This is a genomic window from Psychrobacillus sp. FSL K6-2836 (assembly GCF_038003085.1).
Taxonomy (GTDB): Bacteria; Bacillota; Bacilli; order Bacillales_A; family Planococcaceae; genus Psychrobacillus.
Genome location: NZ_JBBOOM010000001.1, coordinates 2595315 through 2614923, shown reverse-complemented (window position 1 = coordinate 2614923; position 19609 = coordinate 2595315). Strand labels below are relative to the sequence as shown.

Annotated in this window: 19 protein-coding genes; 9 read left to right on the top strand and 10 right to left on the bottom strand. The window is 37.3% G+C overall.

Translation table 11 applies throughout. From position 1 onward, the window contains the following. Positions 1-745: 745 nt before the first annotated feature. Positions 746-1954 carry an MFS transporter gene (locus MKY37_RS12425; RefSeq protein ID WP_340777509.1) on the bottom strand — a complete coding sequence of 403 codons (1209 nt, stop codon included), beginning with the start codon at positions 1952-1954 and terminating at the stop codon, positions 746-748. 145 nt (positions 1955-2099) lie between these two features. Between MKY37_RS12425 and MKY37_RS12420 the strand changes: the two genes are divergently transcribed. After that, entirely contained in the window at positions 2100-2807 is a 708-nt protein-coding gene (locus tag MKY37_RS12420) for a DUF421 domain-containing protein (protein WP_340779919.1), read from the top strand. Between the two features lie 73 nt (positions 2808-2880). On the opposite strand, the gene MKY37_RS12415 is transcribed toward MKY37_RS12420, so the two are convergent. Both MKY37_RS12415 and nagZ read right to left on the bottom strand, forming a co-directional pair. Beyond that, the gene (locus MKY37_RS12415; RefSeq protein WP_340777507.1) at positions 2881-3651 is read right to left on the bottom strand and encodes an alpha/beta fold hydrolase; all 771 of its coding nucleotides are present in this window, start codon (positions 3649-3651) and stop codon (positions 2881-2883) included. Positions 3652-3655: 4 nt separating this feature from the next. Next, positions 3656-5290 carry a beta-N-acetylhexosaminidase gene (gene nagZ, locus MKY37_RS12410; protein WP_340777505.1) on the bottom strand — a complete coding sequence of 545 codons (1635 nt, stop codon included), beginning with the start codon at positions 5288-5290 and terminating at the stop codon, positions 3656-3658. 168 nt (positions 5291-5458) lie between these two features. Here nagZ and MKY37_RS12405 point away from each other — a divergent pair, with 168 nt between their 5' ends. Beyond that, positions 5459-5614, top strand: a complete 156-nt coding sequence (locus MKY37_RS12405) for a hypothetical protein (protein ID WP_340777503.1) — start codon at positions 5459-5461, stop codon at positions 5612-5614. A gap of 45 nt (positions 5615-5659) precedes the next feature. Here MKY37_RS12405 and MKY37_RS12400 read toward each other — a convergent pair whose 3' ends face one another. Both MKY37_RS12400 and MKY37_RS12395 read right to left on the bottom strand, forming a co-directional pair. Then, positions 5660-6154: a cupin domain-containing protein gene (locus MKY37_RS12400; RefSeq protein WP_340777502.1), complete on the bottom strand. Its 495-nt coding sequence runs from the start codon at positions 6152-6154 to the stop codon at positions 5660-5662. After that, positions 6151-6741 (bottom strand): histidine phosphatase family protein, encoded by a 591-nt coding sequence (locus tag MKY37_RS12395; RefSeq protein WP_340777500.1) that lies wholly within the window; start codon positions 6739-6741, stop codon positions 6151-6153. The genes MKY37_RS12400 and MKY37_RS12395 overlap by 4 nt, the downstream gene beginning before the upstream one ends. 115 nt (positions 6742-6856) lie before the next feature. Here MKY37_RS12395 and MKY37_RS12390 point away from each other — a divergent pair, with 115 nt between their 5' ends. Then, a complete protein-coding gene (locus tag MKY37_RS12390; protein WP_340777498.1) occupies positions 6857-7612 on the top strand; it encodes a MerR family transcriptional regulator in 756 nt (251 codons plus the stop codon). A gap of 258 nt (positions 7613-7870) precedes the next feature. Here the strand turns inward: MKY37_RS12390 and MKY37_RS12385 are convergent, their stop codons facing one another. After that, positions 7871-8299 (bottom strand): NUDIX hydrolase, encoded by a 429-nt coding sequence (locus tag MKY37_RS12385; protein ID WP_340777497.1) that lies wholly within the window; start codon positions 8297-8299, stop codon positions 7871-7873. A gap of 19 nt (positions 8300-8318) precedes the next feature. Next, entirely contained in the window at positions 8319-8648 is a 330-nt protein-coding gene (locus tag MKY37_RS12380; protein ID WP_340777495.1) for an MGMT family protein, read from the bottom strand. 152 nt (positions 8649-8800) lie between these two features. Between MKY37_RS12380 and MKY37_RS12375 the strand changes: the two genes are divergently transcribed. Next, positions 8801-9124 (top strand): PadR family transcriptional regulator, encoded by a 324-nt coding sequence (locus MKY37_RS12375; RefSeq protein ID WP_211895821.1) that lies wholly within the window; start codon positions 8801-8803, stop codon positions 9122-9124. Further along, positions 9117-10166, top strand: coding sequence for a DUF4097 family beta strand repeat-containing protein (locus tag MKY37_RS12370; protein WP_340777492.1), 1050 nt, complete (start codon positions 9117-9119; stop codon positions 10164-10166). The genes MKY37_RS12375 and MKY37_RS12370 overlap by 8 nt, the downstream gene beginning before the upstream one ends. Before the next feature lie 370 nt (positions 10167-10536). Here MKY37_RS12370 and MKY37_RS12365 read toward each other — a convergent pair whose 3' ends face one another. Further along, positions 10537-13629 carry an efflux RND transporter permease subunit gene (locus tag MKY37_RS12365; protein WP_340777490.1) on the bottom strand — a complete coding sequence of 1031 codons (3093 nt, stop codon included), beginning with the start codon at positions 13627-13629 and terminating at the stop codon, positions 10537-10539. 99 nt (positions 13630-13728) lie between these two features. Here MKY37_RS12365 and MKY37_RS12360 point away from each other — a divergent pair, with 99 nt between their 5' ends. Beyond that, positions 13729-14577 (top strand): TetR/AcrR family transcriptional regulator, encoded by an 849-nt coding sequence (locus MKY37_RS12360; protein ID WP_340777489.1) that lies wholly within the window; start codon positions 13729-13731, stop codon positions 14575-14577. A 198-nt stretch (positions 14578-14775) separates the two neighbouring features. Next, positions 14776-15351, top strand: a complete 576-nt coding sequence (locus tag MKY37_RS12355; protein WP_340777487.1) for a hypothetical protein — start codon at positions 14776-14778, stop codon at positions 15349-15351. 79 nt (positions 15352-15430) lie between these two features. Here MKY37_RS12355 and MKY37_RS12350 read toward each other — a convergent pair whose 3' ends face one another. Beyond that, complete coding sequence (locus tag MKY37_RS12350; RefSeq protein WP_340777485.1) at positions 15431-16282, bottom strand: GNAT family N-acetyltransferase; 852 nt, start codon at positions 16280-16282, stop codon at positions 15431-15433. 66 nt (positions 16283-16348) lie between these two features. Here MKY37_RS12350 and aroD point away from each other — a divergent pair, with 66 nt between their 5' ends. Further along, positions 16349-17101: a type I 3-dehydroquinate dehydratase gene (gene aroD / locus MKY37_RS12345; RefSeq protein WP_340777483.1), complete on the top strand. Its 753-nt coding sequence runs from the start codon at positions 16349-16351 to the stop codon at positions 17099-17101. A 524-nt stretch (positions 17102-17625) separates the two neighbouring features. Here the strand turns inward: aroD and MKY37_RS12340 are convergent. Continuing rightward, a complete protein-coding gene (locus tag MKY37_RS12340; RefSeq protein WP_340777481.1) occupies positions 17626-18072 on the bottom strand; it encodes a GNAT family N-acetyltransferase in 447 nt (148 codons plus the stop codon). A 122-nt stretch (positions 18073-18194) separates the two neighbouring features. Here MKY37_RS12340 and MKY37_RS12335 point away from each other — a divergent pair, with 122 nt between their 5' ends. Then, complete coding sequence (locus MKY37_RS12335; protein ID WP_340777479.1) at positions 18195-19109, top strand: DNA-3-methyladenine glycosylase family protein; 915 nt, start codon at positions 18195-18197, stop codon at positions 19107-19109. Positions 19110-19609 lie beyond the last annotated feature (500 nt).

The window sequence follows — 19609 nt, the reverse complement described above, 5'->3', positions numbered from 1 at the left end:
CTGTTTCTAACGTTTCCGAAATGCTTTGGACAGACTTGTCGCTATATTATTACCATGTGAACTTTTAGGGATGCTGGTTGTGACGTACGTCACAACCAGCATTCCCTTTTTTTTCGGTAATCTTATGGCGTTTGTCTGACCGTCGCCCTTCTACAACTTTTAGAAACAGGTTAGTGCTTTTTTGGATAATTAAGGATAAGATACTTTCTAATTCATAGAGTAAGCTCTCGAAGATGCAATTTCGTTCGCTCTTTCGCTTCTTTATTTGGTAACCACTTACTACTTTTCTTTATATGCACTAGTATAAAAGAAAATCTGTTTTCTTCAACTATCATTGGATAATCGCACTTCTAATTCAAAAGAGATTACAAATAATTTTATCACTTTCTTAAATTTGAACAATTTTATTATCTAAGTGATAAGCTATGCAAATCTTATAGTGGAGTACTACACACTAGTTGATTGTAGTGAAAGGTGGCGACTTCAGCGGGAACAGCGAGAAAGTCGAGACCCCGCAGGGAGCGTTTCAAGGGAACAAAGGCTAAGAGCGCCACCTCGTGTGGCAACGCCTTCGTGACCAACATCCTGTTGGCCTGAGGAGGCTCGGCCTCGCCCGCGGAAAGCGTCCACCTGAAACGGAAATCACAGTATTATTCATTTTTATAGTCCTATGAATCCAGTGTTCACGGCACATCTTTTTATACTTTCTTTAAAAAAACGGCTAATCACTCGCTTTTCATTAATTTCACATCGTTATTTTTCGGTCCTTGGGTAGTGCCAGTGCCACTAACCCTATTATTGGTAACGTCGAAACGACAATCATGGTCGTGTAAACACCTACATAATCCATTAACATCCCGATTACCACTGCTCCAATAGCTCCCATTCCAAATGCTAGACCCACAGTTAACCCAGCCATCGTCCCAATTTTACTCGGTACAAGCTCCTGCGCATAAACGACAGTTACCGAGAAGCTTAGCATGATGAAAAATCCTATCGCAATGAGCAACAATATAATTGCCCAAACAGGTACGTACGGTAGTAATAGACTTAATGGGATTGGGACCGCCATTGACAATATAATGACATTTCTTCTTCCCATTCGATCCGCCATAGGTCCACCGAAAAAAGTCCCTACTGCCCCTAATGCCAGAAAGATAAAAATAATTAACTGCCCTTCTTTTATAGTCATACCATAGTTCTCCATCAAATGAAAAATATAAAAATTGGTCATATTGGTAACATAAAAGGAGCGAGCAAAAATTAAGACCATCAAAAGAGTTAAGGCCACACCGACTTGTTTTTTAGTTAAAGCTGGGAGTGAAGAGAGAAGCGTTCTCTTTCTTTTGGAAAGCTTCTCCGCCTCCAACTGCTTTTTATACCATGCAGAAATCTTCGATAATAGGAATATCCCCACTGCGGCAACAACTAAAAATAGTGCTGCTCCTTTTTGACCCAAAGGCACTAGTATAAATGCACTTATAAGCGGAGCAAGTGCTTGTCCAGAATTTCCTCCCACTTGATAAATAGATTGTGAGAGTCCTCGTTTAGATCCCGCTGCCATAAAGGATACCCGCGATCCTTCTGGATGAAATACTGCTGAACCCAACCCTAAAAATATTACCGATACGAGAATCACCCAATACTCTGGTGCAAGGGCTAATCCTGCCATCCCAACTAAGGAGCACAACATCCCAAGCGGTAATGCATAAGGCATAGGTTTTTTATCACTTATAAATCCTACAATCGGCTGTAGAACCGATGCAACAATATTTAATACAAATGAGATTAAACCTAGCTGGGTAAATGTAAGACCTAGTTCCGATTCTAATACAGGAAACATTGCAGGAATTACCGCCTGCAACGTGTCATTAAATAGGTGACATACTCCTATTGCGAACATTATGGGATATACTGGATTACCCATTTTGTGACTGGAGTTCAACTTGGACATATTTTCACATTCTTTCTAATGTATAAACAATTAAAGTTATTATAGCTCAAACTCGACAAAATTATTTCATCATAGATAGAATAGTAACAAAATTCATGGCAACACTAAGCATTATGTCGAAATGAAACGAGGTTATACGAAAAATATGGAGACCTTTTTCGAAATGAACTTTTGGGAAATGATTTTGAGATCCACCCTTTCCTTCATAGTGTTGCTTATATTAGCAAGACTATTAGGAAAGAAACAACTGAGCCAACTCACTTTTTTCCACTATATTACCGGTATAACAGTCGGTTCTATTGCTGCCGAAATTGCCTCCCAACATGAAACACCCTTTCTTGATGGATTGATTGCACTTATTTGGTGGACGGTCCTCACGTTATTAATGAGTTATATATCTTTGAAATTCCCTACAATCCGAACATGGATTGATGATGAGCCTACCATTGTCATAAAAGACGGTGAAATCAGTACAAAGTCTTTAAAGTCAGCACGTTTACATATGGACGATGTATTAATGATGCTAAGAGAGCAATCTATTTTTTCTATTCAGGACGTACATTATGCTGTTCTTGAAACGAACGGTGAATTAAGCGTGATGAAAAAAGTTGGTTTGCAAGAAGCTACAAAACAGGATGTTAAAGTACCACTTACTCTTCCTTTATTTATACCCTCTGAAATAATAGCTGATGGTAAAATTGTAAAAAAGAATCTAGATGAATTAGATTTAACCGAAGAATGGGTTATGAAGAAACTAAGAAAACATGGAGTAGATTCAGTTAGTGACGTGTTTTATGCACAATTACAAACAAACGGCTCGTTGTATATTAGCTTAAGGGAAAATGGGATTTAAGAAGTAAACACCACAAACTAAAGAAGCGACAAAAAGTGACATATTCACTTGTTATCGCTCCTTTTTTCTATGCCTACTTTAAATAAGTTAGAATGGCATTACACAGTTCTTCTGGTGCCTCATACATACTCATATGCCCTGTGCCCTTTATGACTACTTGCTTGATATTTTTTCCACTTGCTGTAAATGTCTTGTCAGTTGGAATAAGTTGGTCATTTTCACCAGCTATTAAAAGTACAGGTAGCTTAGTATTTGCCAAAACTTCGGTACGATCCTTTCTTTCTTTCATCGCATTAAGTGCATTTTTTGCTCCTTGTGCGGGAGTTCCATAACCAACCTTCTTCACGTCCTCGATGGATTGTTTGTAGGTTTCCACATTATCTGGAGCAAACAGCTTGGGAACTAGCCCGTCAATGAAGGAATCGATACCATCCTGCTCTATTTTTTCAGCAGACGTAATTCTTCCTTCCTTTGCTTCTGCAGAGTCAGGAAATCCTGTGGAATGAATTAAAGAGAAGCCATTTAAATATTCACTATATCTTTCTGCGAAGGCCAATGTGATATAGCCTCCTAATGAATGACCGAACATCGTTGCTTTCTCTATTCCTAATTCTTCTAAAAAGTCCTTTATAACTGATGCGTATTGGTCTATTTCCTGCACGCTGTCGTAACCTTCAGATTCTCCATGTCCAGGAAGGTCGATTGCAATTACTCTAAAGCTTTCGGAAAGCTTAGGCATTACTTTACTCCAATATTCGGAGCTGCCACAAAATCCGTGGATTAGTAGTAGCGTTTCTCCTTGGCCTTCCTCTTTATAAACAATGTTAGAATTAGTAGTTTTCATTAAATCATCTCCCTAATGTTTCATTAATTGATTGGTTCAACTCCTGTATATTTACCCCATCTAGTTGTTTATTACTCAAATTATATTTCTTTTTAATAGCGAGAACTCGTTTCACGCTTTCATCAATTCTTTGTTCTGTAATTTCTCCAGCTTCTATCGCTTGGAGTATTGCCTCTTTCACTTTTTTTACATTTGCGTAGTCATGTGCTACTAACACAATGTCATTCCCTGCTTTTACTGCAGATACGGCTGCTTCACTTATTTCAAAGTTATTTAAGATTGCTTTCATCGTCATGTCATCTGTTATGATAACACCTTCATAATCTAGTTGTTCCCTCAACACATCGGTAATAATGACCTTAGATATGGAAGCTGGGTATGTAGAATCTATTTTCGGCAGTAAAATATGACCCATCATAATGACCTCCACACCTTGCTCTATTGCTCGGGTAAAAGGTATTAACTCAAGTGCATGTAAATCCGCTAAACTTTTTTGAATTATTGGTAGCTCTTTATGGGAATCTACAGCAGTGTCGCCATGACCCGGGAAATGCTTTACGACCGAAATGACCTGCTCACTTTGAATACCTTTCATCAGCTGCAGCCCAAGCTTACTTACTATCTCCGCATCAGTTCCAAAGGATCGGTCTCCAATAATCGGATTGTCTGGATTACTATTTATATCAAGGACAGGAGCAAAGTCTAAGTTAAAACCAAATGCACTTAATTCTTTTCCTAATAGTTTTCCGATATTATAAGAAAGCGCAGCATCATTTTGCTTTCCTAGATATTCGCTTGTCGGTAGCTTAGTTAAGTCCGGTAGCCTAGCAACTCTACCCCCTTCTTCATCTACACCTAAAAATAGCGGAACTTTATTCTTAATATTTTCTTCTTTTATCGAATTTAATAAGGAAACAGATTGATCCGCATTCTTTAAATTATCCTTGAACAAAATAATACCGCCCACTTGATGTGTAGATATGATTTTCTTTGTTTCATTTGTAATGACGGTTCCTTTTATCCCTGCAAATATCATTTGCCCGACTTTTTCTTCTAGACTTAAATCGGATAAGGAGACTGATTCTTCAATTTCTGTGAAAACGGAAATATGATGAACCACTGGATTTGGATTTTCCTGCGTTGGCTTAGGCAGTATCCATTTCAATTGAATGTTCTTTGTGACGTCATATATAAGTATCGTTTGATCTACTTGGTCATCCTGATAGCTTCTAATTTTATCCGGTTCCCCTTTAATGGATTTAATATCCTCGAGATGGATTTGTTGGATTTCAGGTGAACTGGAGCGTATATCAAAAACAACTTCAGATCGATGACCTACTGAAGCATCGTTAGATAGAAACTCCTCATAAATGGCACTAGCATTTTCACTTTTTCGCTCTGGATCCCCCCATAGTTCATGCACTTTTTGAATGGTGGTTTCTCCTACGATAAAAGGCGAATTAATCGTTTGTCCTTTTTCCGCAAGTTCAAACAAGAGAGATACAATGGTTTCCGTATCTGAAGACACTTCTAACGGCACTCCCTCCCGCACATTTCCATCTCCATTAGGTTCTTTGAGCATTACAATTATGGCAATTACTAAAAACAATAGAAGAAGTATTACTACTTTCTTCGTCATCATAAAACCTCCAAACAAATGATGAGCTTATCCCTACTTCCATAAGCCTAACCAATATCCCTGTAATTTAACTAAAATATAAAGCGTTATATTTGATATATTTTTACTTCTCAAATATAGTACTAGTTGAACTTTGATATTATAAAATGAATGAAAAGAGGAAAAGTTATGTCTAATAAAGACACTATGATATGTGATATAGAAACTGGAATTTGCGGACCTGCAGGAGAAGGTAATTCTGTTATAGAGCTAATCGACTTAACTGCCTTACCTATTAAAAAGAATTCTGACTCAGCTACTGAGCAAACAGAAAAAGATAAATAAGTTCAAACGCCCTTCGGTAATAAGTACTGAAGGGCGTTTCATACACTACTCAGACTCTGGCAATGTTTCATAAGCCATTTTATAAATAATTTCTTTATGTTGAGGATAATCATGTAACAATTCCTTTTGCGTAAAAAGTTCAAAATCATCGTATTCAAATCCCGGTGCTACCATGCATCCGACGAGTGAAAATGTACCACCCTCCATAACGGAAGATCCAAAAATAGTATTTTTGGGCACCAACACTTGAGGAACTTCCCCATTTTCTATATCTAAGCCAAGCTTATGTTCCACATAATTACCTTCCTCATCAATTACATGTACTAAAAGTGAGCTACCATCATGGAAATACCATAGCTCATCCGACTTTAATCGGTGAAAATGGGACACATCCCCAGCACCTAATAGAAAATAGATACTCGTATACAATTTCCCATTACCGTTAGGATTCTTGGAATAATAACTACTTTGAAAATACCCTCCTTCTGGATGTGGCTCTAACCCTAAATTCTTTATATAGTAGGAAGCATCCCTCATCATTGCACCTCTTTCACTTCTAAATGTTTCATACAGTTAAATAAATGACAAACGTTTTCATGATTCCCCAGTTCCACAATTGTAACAGAAGTGTTGCCGATATCACGAGAAAATTCACCGTCTGGAACAAGTGCATATAATAATCTACTTATGAAGCCACCATGACTAACTACGAGCACTCGTTTTCCCGGGTAATTTTGTTTTATTTCTTCTATAAAGGACATCCCACGAGAAATAATAACATCTTCCGGCTCAAAGCCAATATCCTGATTTCTCCAATCTAGTCCCCATTTAGCAATCCGTTCAGCTTCAGTCGTTCCTTCGATTATGCCTCCACCAATTTCTCCTAGACGTTTATCTTGGATAAAGTCGATACCCGGAAGTTTCTTTGCAATTATTTCAGCTGTTTTCTTAGCACGGATGAGTGGACTTGTATAAATGACGTCCCATTCCTCGAACTGTATTCTTTCTGCTGCTTGCTCTGCCATTTGGATTCCTTCTTCATCTAAAGGTACATCTGTGTTCCCCTGTGCTCTCCCTTCTTTATTCCACGCTGTGACACCATGTCTTACAAATCCTATCGTTGTCATGTGATTTCCTCCTTACTTATTCTCTCATTATAATCAAAGTAAAATGATTGAACAATTACCGCTTGACCTTAACGCTACGTAAAGGTTTAAACTGAACGTATTAGGAGGTGATAAGGTGGAATACACCGTACAAAAGCTTGGTCAGCTTGCTGGTATCAGTACGAGGACACTTCGATATTACGATGAGATTGGACTACTTAAACCGGCACGCATCAACTCATCTGGGTATCGTATATACGGAACTACTGAAGTAGATCGACTGCAGCAAATACTGTTTTACCGCGAACTTGGGGTAAATTTAGATAGCATTAAAGAAATCATGACTTCCCCTACATTTGACGGAACCCAGGCACTTCGAGATCATCGTGAAAAACTGCTTGAAAAAAGGGCGCAACTAGATGCACTTATCAACAATGTGGATAAATCAATTAGGCAAACAGAAAGGGAGATAAGCATGACGGATAAAGAAAAATTTGAAGGCTTCAAACAAAAACTTGTCGATGACAATGAGAAGAAATACGGAAAAGAAATTCGAGAAAAGTACGGCGAGGATGCTGTGAATAAGTCCAATGCAAAAGTAAAGGAAATGACAAACGAGCAATATGAGGAAATTCAAAAATTAGAAGAGCAACTGTTTAACAATTTAAAATCTGCTATGGATACTGGAGATCCTGCAGGTGAACTGGCTCAAAAAGCAGCAGACTTGCATAAACAATGGCTTTGCTTTTACTGGGATCAATACTCTAAAGAGGCGCATGTTGGTCTTGCAGAAATGTACGTGGCTGACGAACGCTTTACCGCTTATTACGATAAAGTACAATCGGGTGCAACTGCATTTTTACGGGATGCGATTGTTATTTACACAAAGTGAAACTTCAAACAATGAGGGTTTTCTTCAGCCACCACTGATTGTAACTCGGGACAAAAAACTAGAAGGCTCATGTCTTCTAGTTTTTTGTAGATATCATTTTATATATCTTATTTATTACATAGACACCACCCAATAAAAAAAAGAAGGCAATAATATAGTTGAACAAACTTTTCTCTATTTCGAGTATGTTCAATAAATAAAGAAAAACAATAGCCCAGATTATTATTAATACGATTTTAATAATATCCAACCCTCTTCCTAATTTGGAAGTTTATCTGCAGCATTTTTTAATACTTTCTCGATTATGTGGATATCCTCTGGATAAGCAAGATCTAAGTCTTGGATTTCCTCAAGTGACTTCCAAGCAATTTCATGTATAAATTCATCTGGATCCTGAATTGTTATTTCACCGCTTATTATTTCTACTAAAAAGTAGTCCACATAGTAAGAGATGCCATGCGTACTAATAACTCCACTTTTATTATGTACCTTGTCCAACGTTTTCACTATGAATCCAGTTTCCTCGCTGAATTCTCTTATACAGCATTCCTCTAATGTTTCGCCTTCTTCAAGCGTACCTGATGGCACTGTCCATTTCTTATCTTCTCCCGGAGCTGCTTGAAGTACCATTAACACATCCTTCTGATCATTTACACAAATACCTGCTGCACCTTTCCAGCTAAACATAAACCTCCACTTCCTCTCTTTATATCCAATCTTCCTCTACTACATTGAGTTCATAACGTGATTTTTTTAAATCTACACGTCCACTGGCAGAAAAATGGACTCCTTCCACTTCTAGCATCACTTTTTGTGAGTATGCCGATTCTTCATCAGCTATAACAATTTCCCCTTTCGCATTAATCACACGGTGCCAAGGAAGATTATATTTGGCACTCATAGAATGTAAAACACGAACAACCTGTCTTGCTCCTCTAGGGCTTCCTGCAACTTTTGCAATTTGTCCATACGTCATCACTTTTCCTGATGGAATAGATTTTATAATATGAATTACTTTTTTAGTAAAAGGGTTCATCCTACAACTTCCTTTCATTCTCTCTAATTATAACTGACAGTTTTAAAAATTATAATTGCATTTAATCCAGTACCTTGCATAAGATAATAGTATGTGATATATTCTATCTAAGGTACTGTTCATTGTGTAGTAGCGAAAGGAGGAAATAAATGATGAATATTCAATTTAAAAAAGGAGTTTTAAATTTATGTGTGCTTGTTTTATTGGATAAACAGGACCGATACGGGTATGAGCTAGTCCAAAAAATATCCGATCAGATCTCGATTTCAGAAGGATCCGTATACCCATTATTGAGGCGGTTGACGAAGGAAGGCTATTTTACTACCTATTTACAGGAGTCCACAGAAGGTCCCCCTCGTAAATACTACAAGCTAACTGATTTGGGTCGCTCCTACTTACATGAACAGCTAAAAGAATGGGAAAGCTTTACAACTGGCGTAAATAATCTAATTGAAGAGGGTGTAAAAAATGACTGAACAACAATTTTTAAATGAATTAGAACTTGCTTTAACGAGGCTTCCAGTTGAGGAGAGAAATGATATTCTTTCTGACATTAAAGAGTATTTCTCAAATGGGCGAGAAGATGGAAAATCAGATAGTGAAATTGCAGCCTCCTTAGGGTCACCTAAAGAAATTGCGGAGGAGCTTTCCGAGAACCAAGTTCAAATTCCAGAGAAAATTACCTCAAGCAACGAAATCATTAAAGTCCCTCACTCGAATTTTTCGAATGTAATGATGGATATCGACTTTGGCTCTTTATACGTAGTCCCTTCGGAAACAGAAGAAACTACTATTGAGTTAATAGGAGAGCATGATAAATTAGAATTGACTACAGATATAGTAAACGACACATTATCGATTCGATTAAAAACCAAAAAGTTTAAATTATTTAGCTTCCTATTTTTGATAAAAGAGCTGAGAGTAAACGTTGCTCTGCCTAAAAAGGTCTATACAACAATTATTATGAAAACAGATAATGGACGAATTCGAGCAGAAAAAATACTCGGGAAAAATATTAAAGCAACATCAGATAACGGGAGTATCGGATTAAAAGAATTTGCTGCGAACATTCTTGAGGTAGAAACAGATAATGGGCGTATTGAAATAGAGAAAATGCAAGCAGATAAGTTCACTGCCCAAACAGACAACGGTAGAATTGAACTACGAAATATTGATGCCGAGCAAGTTCATACGGAGACCGATAACGGAAGAATTATAATGCAATACGTAAACGGGAATATTATAGGAAAAACCGATAACGGTAGAATCGAGCTACTAACTACTAGCTTGGATCGAATGATTGAACTGGAGACAGACAACGGAAGTATTTTAGTAGAAACAGAAAACGACCCAACGGACGTATCCATTCATACAAAAGTAGATTTTGGCAAAATAAGCGTGTTCGGTGAAAAGAATTCTCGCACTATATTTGGCAATGGAACAAACAAAGTCCGTCTTTCTTCAGATAACGGGAAAATAACAGTAGAAAAGAAAAGCGGAACGATGGTTTATAAATAAGAGAAACAGCGGGGTATCGTGACTGATGTCATGACCCCGTCTTTTTTAGTCCTGTTACTTTCTTTTGTTCCACTGCCTAACGTCACATGACATATTGATTTTTAACTATTCCAACTAAACTAGAGTTAGTATAAAAAGCCGACATGTTAAAACTAGAGGAATGAATTTACTTCCATAATCGCAATAAGCCTTGTTAAAATCGCAAGGTCATAGTTGCAAATCGCAAGTCGAAACGCTTTTAGAGTGTATCGCAATACGCCTTTCAAAGTTCCAACTAAAGAATTTTCCACTTTTTTGTACCTTATCCCCCCACAAAAAGCCCTTCAAGACAATGGATGTCTTGAAGGGCTTTGAACAAGGGCTTTTTTTGTTAGTTTTCTTCTACTTCCTTACGGTTTTTCTTGAATAATTTCGATAGTATTTCATAAACGATTGGCACAACAATTAACGTTAATAACGTTGAACTTATCAAACCACCGATTACTGTAATACCAAGACCTTTCGAGATTAAACCGCCACCGCCACCTGAACCAATAGCTAATGGTATCAATGCACCAATCGTTGCAATTGCTGTCATTAGAATAGGACGGAGACGAGTTGCTCCGGCTTCTAGAATAGCTTCACGCATACTCATGCCATCACGTTCCATATGAATAACTCGATCCACAAGTACAATCGCATTTGTGACTACGATACCGATTAACATGAGCATACCCATCATAACCGATACAGAAATAGTTTCTCCTGCGATTAATAAACCAACGAATGAACCAATTACTGCAAATGGTAATGAGAACAATATAGCAAAAGGTGCTACACCCTCACGGAATGTTACAACTAAGATAAAGTACACGATTGCAATAGCCGCAAGCATTGCTATTCCAAGCTGTGTAAATGTTTCAGTCATATCAGCAGCTACACCAGCTACACCGACAGTCACTCCTTTAGGCAAGTCTAATTTATCAATTGCTTCATCTACTTCAGATGTTGCGACTGAAATATCATCTCCAAGGATTGTTCCAGAAACAGTTGCATAATACTCCCCTTTACTACGTGCAAGAGTATTAAGTGTTGTTCCTTCTTCTACTGTTACCAACTCAGAAAGAGGCATTGTCGTACCCAATGCTGTAGGTACTTCTGTAGCTAAAATATCATCTACAGATTTCGGTTGCTCTGCTTTTTCTTGCTGAACAATCACATCTAGCGTATTGCCATCTTTTTCAACAGTCGTGAGTACATCCTGTGTAGCTGTAGGACTTAACATCATAACGATCTGACCAGTTGTTAAACCATACTGAAGCAATTCATCTTGTTCTACTTTGAATGTATATTCTACATATGCATCCTCAGCACTAGAAGTAACTTCTTCTAAGCCATCATTTTCATTCATTACATCTTCTACCATTTTTACAGCTTCACTTAGTTTATCTAAATCTTCACTGTAGAATGTGTAGCTAACTTCATTTGATGACATCGACATAGCGGAGAAGTTTTGGCTCTTCCACTCGCCCGTTTGACCAATATTAAATGCATACTCTTCGATTTCTTCACGTACCTCTGGGAAGTTTTCCATTTCTGGATCGAAGATTAGGTACATTAATGCACCACCTGCTCCGCCACCCATCATCGCAGCTGCTGGATCAGCACTATCGCTATCCGTCACTGACACTTGAAGAATATCAATATCGTCCCTTTTTAATAACTCTTCTTCTACTACTGCAACATTAGCTAACGTATCATCCTTTAACTCACCAGCCTCCGGTGTATACGTTAAATACATAACTTTTTCTTCTTCACTTCCCATGAAGCTAAAGCCGATTAATGGAGTCAAAGCTAAACTACCAACTAATAATACAATAGAAACGATAGATGTAATGACTTTATGGTTAAGCGTCCATTCCAATACACGCTTATAGCCATTAGCCAGTTTACCTACTTCTTTATGATTACTTTCTTTCTTTTCACCATATAATTTCTTTTTAAATAAGAAGTGAGACAATGCCGGAACAATTGTAATAGCCACGATCAACGATGCCCCAAGTGCAAACGTCATTGTTAATGCGAATGGCATAAACAATTCTCCGACCATACCACCAACAAATAGTAATGGCGCAAATACTGCAACCGTAACTAGTGTTGATGACATAATAGGTTTGAACATTTCAATAGTTGCTTCACGTACAAGCGCACGACCTGATAATTTTTCGTCTTTTAAATGAAGACGACGATAAATATTTTCCACTACTACAATGGAGTCATCTATTACCCGTCCTATCGCAACTGTAATAGCCCCGAGAGTCATAATATTCAATGTAATATCCATCCAGTTTAATAATAGTAACGCCATGAAAATAGATACTGGAATAGATACAATTGAAATTACCGTTGATTTAAAATCACGTAAGAAAAGTAATATGATTAATACTGCAATCAAACCACCAAATAAGGCTTTTTCAATCATCGTAATAACCGATTTTTCAATTGGTTCACCTTGGTCAAGAGATATATCAATAACAAGACCATCAATATTTTTCTGTTCCTCTTCAATCAGTTCTTTCACACTATTTACAACGTCAACTGTATTAGCTTGTTGTCCTTTAACAATTTGAATTGCAATAGCATCCTCGCCGTTTGTGCGTGAAACAGATTGGACTCTACCTACTTCCTCTATTGAAGCGATATCGCTAAGTTTCACAAATGGTGATGGATTCGTTGCAGATGGTGTTACTGGAATTAGCATTTCTTTTAATTCTTCTGAAGTCATGAACTTGCCATCTACTGAAACAGCTTCTTCACCTTCTTCAAATTCATAAAGACCCAATGATACAGCTAAGTCACTTGCTTGAATCATTTGTTTTACACTATCTTCTGTTATGCCTAGCTCAGCCATTTTTTCATCGTTATAAGTAAGCTGAACTTCCTCTATATGCTGACCTGCAATAGTTGCAGAAGCCACACCATCAATTTTCTCAATTTTAGGAACTAATAGATCTGAAACTGTAGAAGTTAACTCCACAATGTCTTCTGTCGTACTACTAACACTTAATGCCACAACAGGCATCATATTCATGCTAAGAGCAGTGACAATTGGTTCCTGTGCTCCTTCAGGTAATTTTACCGACTCTAATGCTGACTTTAATGCACGATTTGCTTCGTCCATATCCTCACCATATTCATATTCCACTTGAATACTTGCCATATTCGAATTGGAATTAGAATAAACGGATTTTACACCCTCAAGGTTTTCTACTACTTTTTCCAAAGGCATGGATACATCTTCCATTACCTGCTCAGGTGTTGCACCAGGATAGACATCCATTACCATTAAATACGGGATTGAAATATCTGGAATTGTTTCCATGTTCATACGTGTTCCTGAATAAATACCGGATACTGTGATAATAATTGTAAGTAGCCATACTGCTAATTTATTGTGCAGGACAAAATTAACTAAACCTTTCACTCTTACACCTACCCCTAATTGACTTTAATTTCTCAATTACTTATAATAATGACTTATTAGTCAGTTGTCAATAATATGAACTAGGAGCGGTAGTTTCAGATGGGTAAAAAACAATTAATAATGGAAAAAGCATTAGAGCTTTTTGCACAACAAGGATTTGAACTTACTTCTGTTCAACAAATCACAGAACACTGTGGGATTTCTAAAGGTGCTTTCTATTTGTCTTTCAAATCAAAAGATGAATTGATATTAGCATTAATCGACCAATTTATGAGTCAAATGATTTCAGATACTGACTATCAGGTCACAACGACCCAAAATGATGAGAAAACATTATATGAATTTTACTTTACCATGTTCCAATCCACTCAAAAGCATTCCAATTTTGCTAAGATTTTGATGAAAGAACAGTCCCAATCATTTAATAAGGAGCTCGTTATAAAATTTCATTATTATGATCGATTACTAGAAAAAACTATCCTTACTTTGATGGAAAGGTTATTTGGGGAAAAGATCGAAAACACAAAACATGATTTAGTATATTGTATTAAAGGTTTCATCAGTATTTATTCGGAATTAATTCTATTCAATAATGTCCCAGTAGATTTGGATCAGCTCGCGCAATCATTAGTAGAAAAAACAAACCTGCTTGCGACACACGCTACAATTCCATTTATCACCGAAGAAATTTTCCAGTTAAAACGGTTGACTCATACGGAAGTAACGACTGATCAACTGCTTGAAATCTTAGAGCAGAATTTAAAAGAAGTAGAGGAGCCACTTGAAAAAGAATCGCTTACTTTGTTAAAGCATCATATACTAGAACCCTCTCTAAGCCCTGCTGTAGTAGAAGGTCTTTTAAAAAATATTCAAAGCTATCCTAGTTGCAAATGGGTTGCATTCTTACTTCGGAATTACTTCAAACTTGAATATAATGAGGGAAAATAAAATAGGGACATTTTACTTGTAGAAATCGTCTATCTGTTTCCGCATCGTTACGCTAGATTCGAAATATGAAATTACGTTGGAGCAAAAATTAGCATTAATAATTCACGTAAATATTAGTTGGTGATTATTTCAAGGTTCGTTCGTACATAAATCGGGTATTTTATAGACAACATCACATTTATAGAGAGTTGCGATAAAATGTTTGGATTTTCGGATTTACTATCTTTGGTAATTTCAGCATTTATCATTTTGCCTATAGTTGTATTTCTGCGAGAAACAGGTTACTTGATAGCAAGTGAGATTTTTGGTGTGAAGAATCCAAGATTAACTATTGGTTCTGGACCACGGGTTTTCAAGTTTTGGATAATTGATGTTCGAAAATATTATCATCTATTTAGCTGGTTTTCATATGACTCTTTAAGAAGGAAAAGTAAGCTAGCATATATATGTATTTACGCAGGTCCAATCTTCATGAATCTTTCTGTGGCCCTATTATTAAATGCATTATTAGCAAACGGGCTGTTAGAAGAACATAAAACGTTTTGGAATCGCTTTGTATTTTATGCTTTTTACTATGTTTTGTTTGATATTATTCCGATGAGAACAGTAAATGGCATGCCGAATAACGGACTGATTATTTATGAAATGCTTCGGTATGGAAAACGGACTGACTATAACCATGAACCTTTTATATACAAAACAACTGATATTGAAGAGGAATACCAAGAATCTTTAGAAGAAATAGAGGATAACAAAAAAGATGAGGGTAGATGAAGAGGGCTGCTACTCCCCGTCCTTCGTCTACCCCCTATTATAAGGTATCTTTCATTTACCTAAACGTAAAATAGTATTACTATTTTGTTTCCAATTTCAAATGAACAGAATCTACGAGCTTCTGATAACCTATTTCCTGATAGATTTTGTTCGATGTGGGGTTCATCATATCTGTGTATAGCACACAAAACTTAAATTCCTTCAATAACTCTTTACTAACAGCGGCTACCATCGACCGCCCATACCCTTTTCTTCTTTTTTCTGCCGGTGTAAAAACAAGAGAAACTGTAATACCATTTGTTGTTGGTCTTGCCTTTTTCATCATGGATACAACTTCCCCTTGGTCTTCCCATAAGAAGACTTCCTTTCCATCTAACATAGTTTTCACACGTTTTTTTACTTCTACTGGAGCTGTTTTTGGTAGCCCAGTATCTTGTTCAAACTGACTGTACCATTTCTCTAAAAGCAGTGCATCGTTAGCTGTGGCATACCGCCATGTGCCGGGGCTCAATTCTAGTGATTGCTCTACTTGGTCAAGTCTATAGAGCCCTTGATCCATCATCATAGAGTATTTCCCACCCGTTTTTTCTTGCCACTTTTGTGCAAACTGAAAAGCCCATTCCTTTACACTGATAATTGATTCTACCGGTACGGAATGATTGATTAATTCAGTTATACATAAATCAGTACAAGTTGATATTTGATGTTCATCAACAAATATTATATTTAAAGGATGTGGTGGAGTCATTTGAAAGATTGCTAGTAATTGACCGTTTTCTTCTATAATTGCCATGTAAGGATTTTCGTATGCACCAGCTTTTATTCTTTCTAGAACTCCAAGAAATAGGCTAAATCTATCTTCATTTTCTTCCAAAAATGGGGTTACTCGGTTTGCGAATGCCTCTACATTTTCATAACGCTGAAAATTCATATAATTGTCCTCCTTTTATCTTTGTATGTTAATATAACCTAAAACACCGCTGGGGGGGATACTTTTATGAAAGTTGTTTCAATTAGAGATATTCATATAGGAAAAGGTATACCAAAAGTCATTGTTCCGATAATGGGGAAAACTCTAGAAGAGCTCCTTTTGGAAATAAAAACAATTAAACAAATAAATTTAGATATTGTCGAATGGCGTGCAGATTTGTTAGGGGATATTGAAGATTTAACTAAAGTAAAACAAACACTTTCTATCATTCGGGAAGAGCTATACCCTATCCCGCTGTTATTCACTTTTAGAACACATCGTGAGGGCGGCAATAAAATCATCGAGGATTCATACTACGAAACACTTCTTGTGGAAATGATGAAAACGAAGGAAATAGATTTAATAGATGTAGAGTTGTTTTCACCTAACGTGAATGAAATTATGGAAAGTGCAAAAGAAAATGACGTTAAGATTATTATGTCTAATCATGACTTTGAGAAGACTCCGGAAAAGGAAGAAATCGTGTGGAGACTCAGAGAGATGCAGGAGTTGGGTGCGCATATAGTCAAAATTGCCGTAATGCCTAGCAACCCATCAGATGTTTTGACACTACTAGATGCGACACATACGATGCACTCATTATTTGCAGACCGCCCAATTATCACCATGTCCATGGCTTCTACCGGGGTAATAAGTCGATTAGCAGGTGAGGTCTTCGGTTCTGCAGCAACATTCGGTGCTGGTGTAGCATCATCTGCACCTGGTCAAATTCCAGCCAGTAACCTTAAACATATTTTAGAATTACTACATACCAATTAGGAAAAGGGAAAGCATCGTTCAGAGTCAAAACTTGTTTCCTCGGCTTTCGAAGGGCTTTGGATATGCTTGTCTTTATATTAATACCGACTGTTAGAGAAGATGATTGTGACTGATACCACGATCATCCTCTCTTTTTTAATCTAACGAAGTTTGCCTGACCGTCTCCCCCGTACAACTTTTGGAAACAGGTTATAAATATTTTTGGGAGGAAGAAATTCTTTCCTACAAATAGAAAAAGCACCCGAAGATACAATTTCGGGCGCACCTCTCCTTCTTTATTGGGCATACACTTACTATTTCTCTTTAATTCCAACACTCTAAAAATACGCTACTTTCCCTTTTGCTCATTAATGGGTTAAATAAATGACATTAAAATCCTATGCTAAATCTTCTCGTTGAGAACCAATTACTTACTTGATTGTAGTGGCAAGCGCCCGCCTGAAACGGAAATCAGCAGTATATTCTCCAAAATACCTGGTAGGAATACTGGAATTATGGAAGGCAAAATTATATACTTTCTTACTTTATAATAATTGCGCTAGTCGAATCATATCCACACACGGGATGCCATTTTCAATAATTTCCTCTTCATAGTGGAAAGTGAAGAAATCAATGTCCACTCCGATAATTCGAAAACCACATTTTTGATAGAGGGCTAGCTGATCAATACTCGAATTGCCGGTTCCAACTTCAATTACTTTATACCCCTGTTCCTTTGCCTTATTAATAGCATCTATTACGAGTGCTTTTCCAAAGCCCTTACCTTGATGCTGCTCCACTATCGCAATATTAATGAGTTCTACGGTTTCGGGTCTAGTTGAAAGTAATACAAATACGCCCACTATTTCTCCGTCTTCTTCGCCGATATAGCATTTCCCCCGTTCTAGGTATTGCTTTATAAGCTTTTCAGAAGGATCTGCCAGTAACAATAGATCCATTGGGTATGCTTCATCTATTCTACGTATTTCCACGTGTTATCTCCTCCACCTTCTTTTATATATATTTGGTACCACCTCTACCTTACTTCTAGTATACTTTTAACATAACTCATTTTCCGAATAATAAGTAGAACATATAAAAGAGGTGGAACAACTTGTTTTGGGAGGAAATAGACGACAAAATACTATTACATACTCCGAATGGATTTAGCTTTTCTAAGAATCTTCAATATCTCGCCAGATCAACTAATGAATGCTTATTTCATATTCGAGACAATAAAATTCGAAAAGCGATATCACTAGGTTCCTGCACCACATTAATAGAAATAAGCAACTCGGAAGATCAAATTCTAACAATCGAATTTTTAAATCTCACACGACCTGAAAGTAAAAGCAGTCGCGAAGAGGTGATAGCTTATATAATTGAATGGTTTGATCTAAAAGTGGATTTGCAGCCATTTTATATTTTGGCTTCTGCTGACCCTATATTGTCGCAGGCATCAAAACAATTTAATGGGCTACGTATTATGGGCATTCCTGATTTATTTGAAGCGATGACATGGGGTATACTCGGTCAGCAGATCAACCTAACTTATGCCTATACATTAAAGCGTCGTTTAGTGGAAACTTATGGTCATTCTATTCATTTTGAAGGGCACGACTATTGGTTATTTCCAACACCTGATGCTATTGCAAATCTGACTGTACAGGATTTAATTGGATTAAAAATGACCGTAAAAAAATGTGAGTATTTAATAGAAGTGGCCAATTTAATCTATAAAGGTGTACTGACAAAAGAAATGCTTCTTGTAGAAAATGATGTAAAAAAAGCTGAAAAGGTTCTTACTCAAATTCGTGGGATAGGACCGTGGACCGCTAATTACGTATTAATGCGCTGCTTAAGATTTCCTTCCGCTTTTCCTATTGATGATGTTGGACTACATAATGCTATTAAACAGGTAAATGGATCACAAACCAAGCCCTCTAAGAGCGAAATTATGCAGTTGGCTCAGCACTGGTCCGGTTGGGAAGCATATGCAACGTTTTATTTATGGAGATTGCTTTACTGATGATTATGAATGACCCACAGCCTGTTTTACTCTCAATCTAAGGAAAACCGGGCAAAAAGACGCCCTGCCCTTTTAAGAAGACTAACCCTAGCAACACCGTTGATTTCCGCTACGGCGGATGCTTTTCGCTTAGCACGTCTTCAGTCTCCTGTGGCCAACAGGATGTTCACGAAGTCGTTGCCACACGATTTGGTTCGCTTAGCCTTTTCTATTCCCACAGAAGTCACCACCTGCGCTTCAATCAACTAGTATGGATGGCAACAAATTACAGGTTGGTATTGTCCCTACATTAACTTAAAATAATCCAATCGTCTTAGCAATAGGCTTTGCTCAAACTTCTTGTTAAGTACCACTAATTTAATTGATTGTAATGGAAGGTGGCGACTCTAGCAGGATGAGTGAGACAGATTAGCCATCACAACGTACGCGAAGCGACGGTGATGGCTAATCTCTCCCCCTGCGGAGGTCAACAGGATGTTGGGCACGAAGGCGTTGCCACA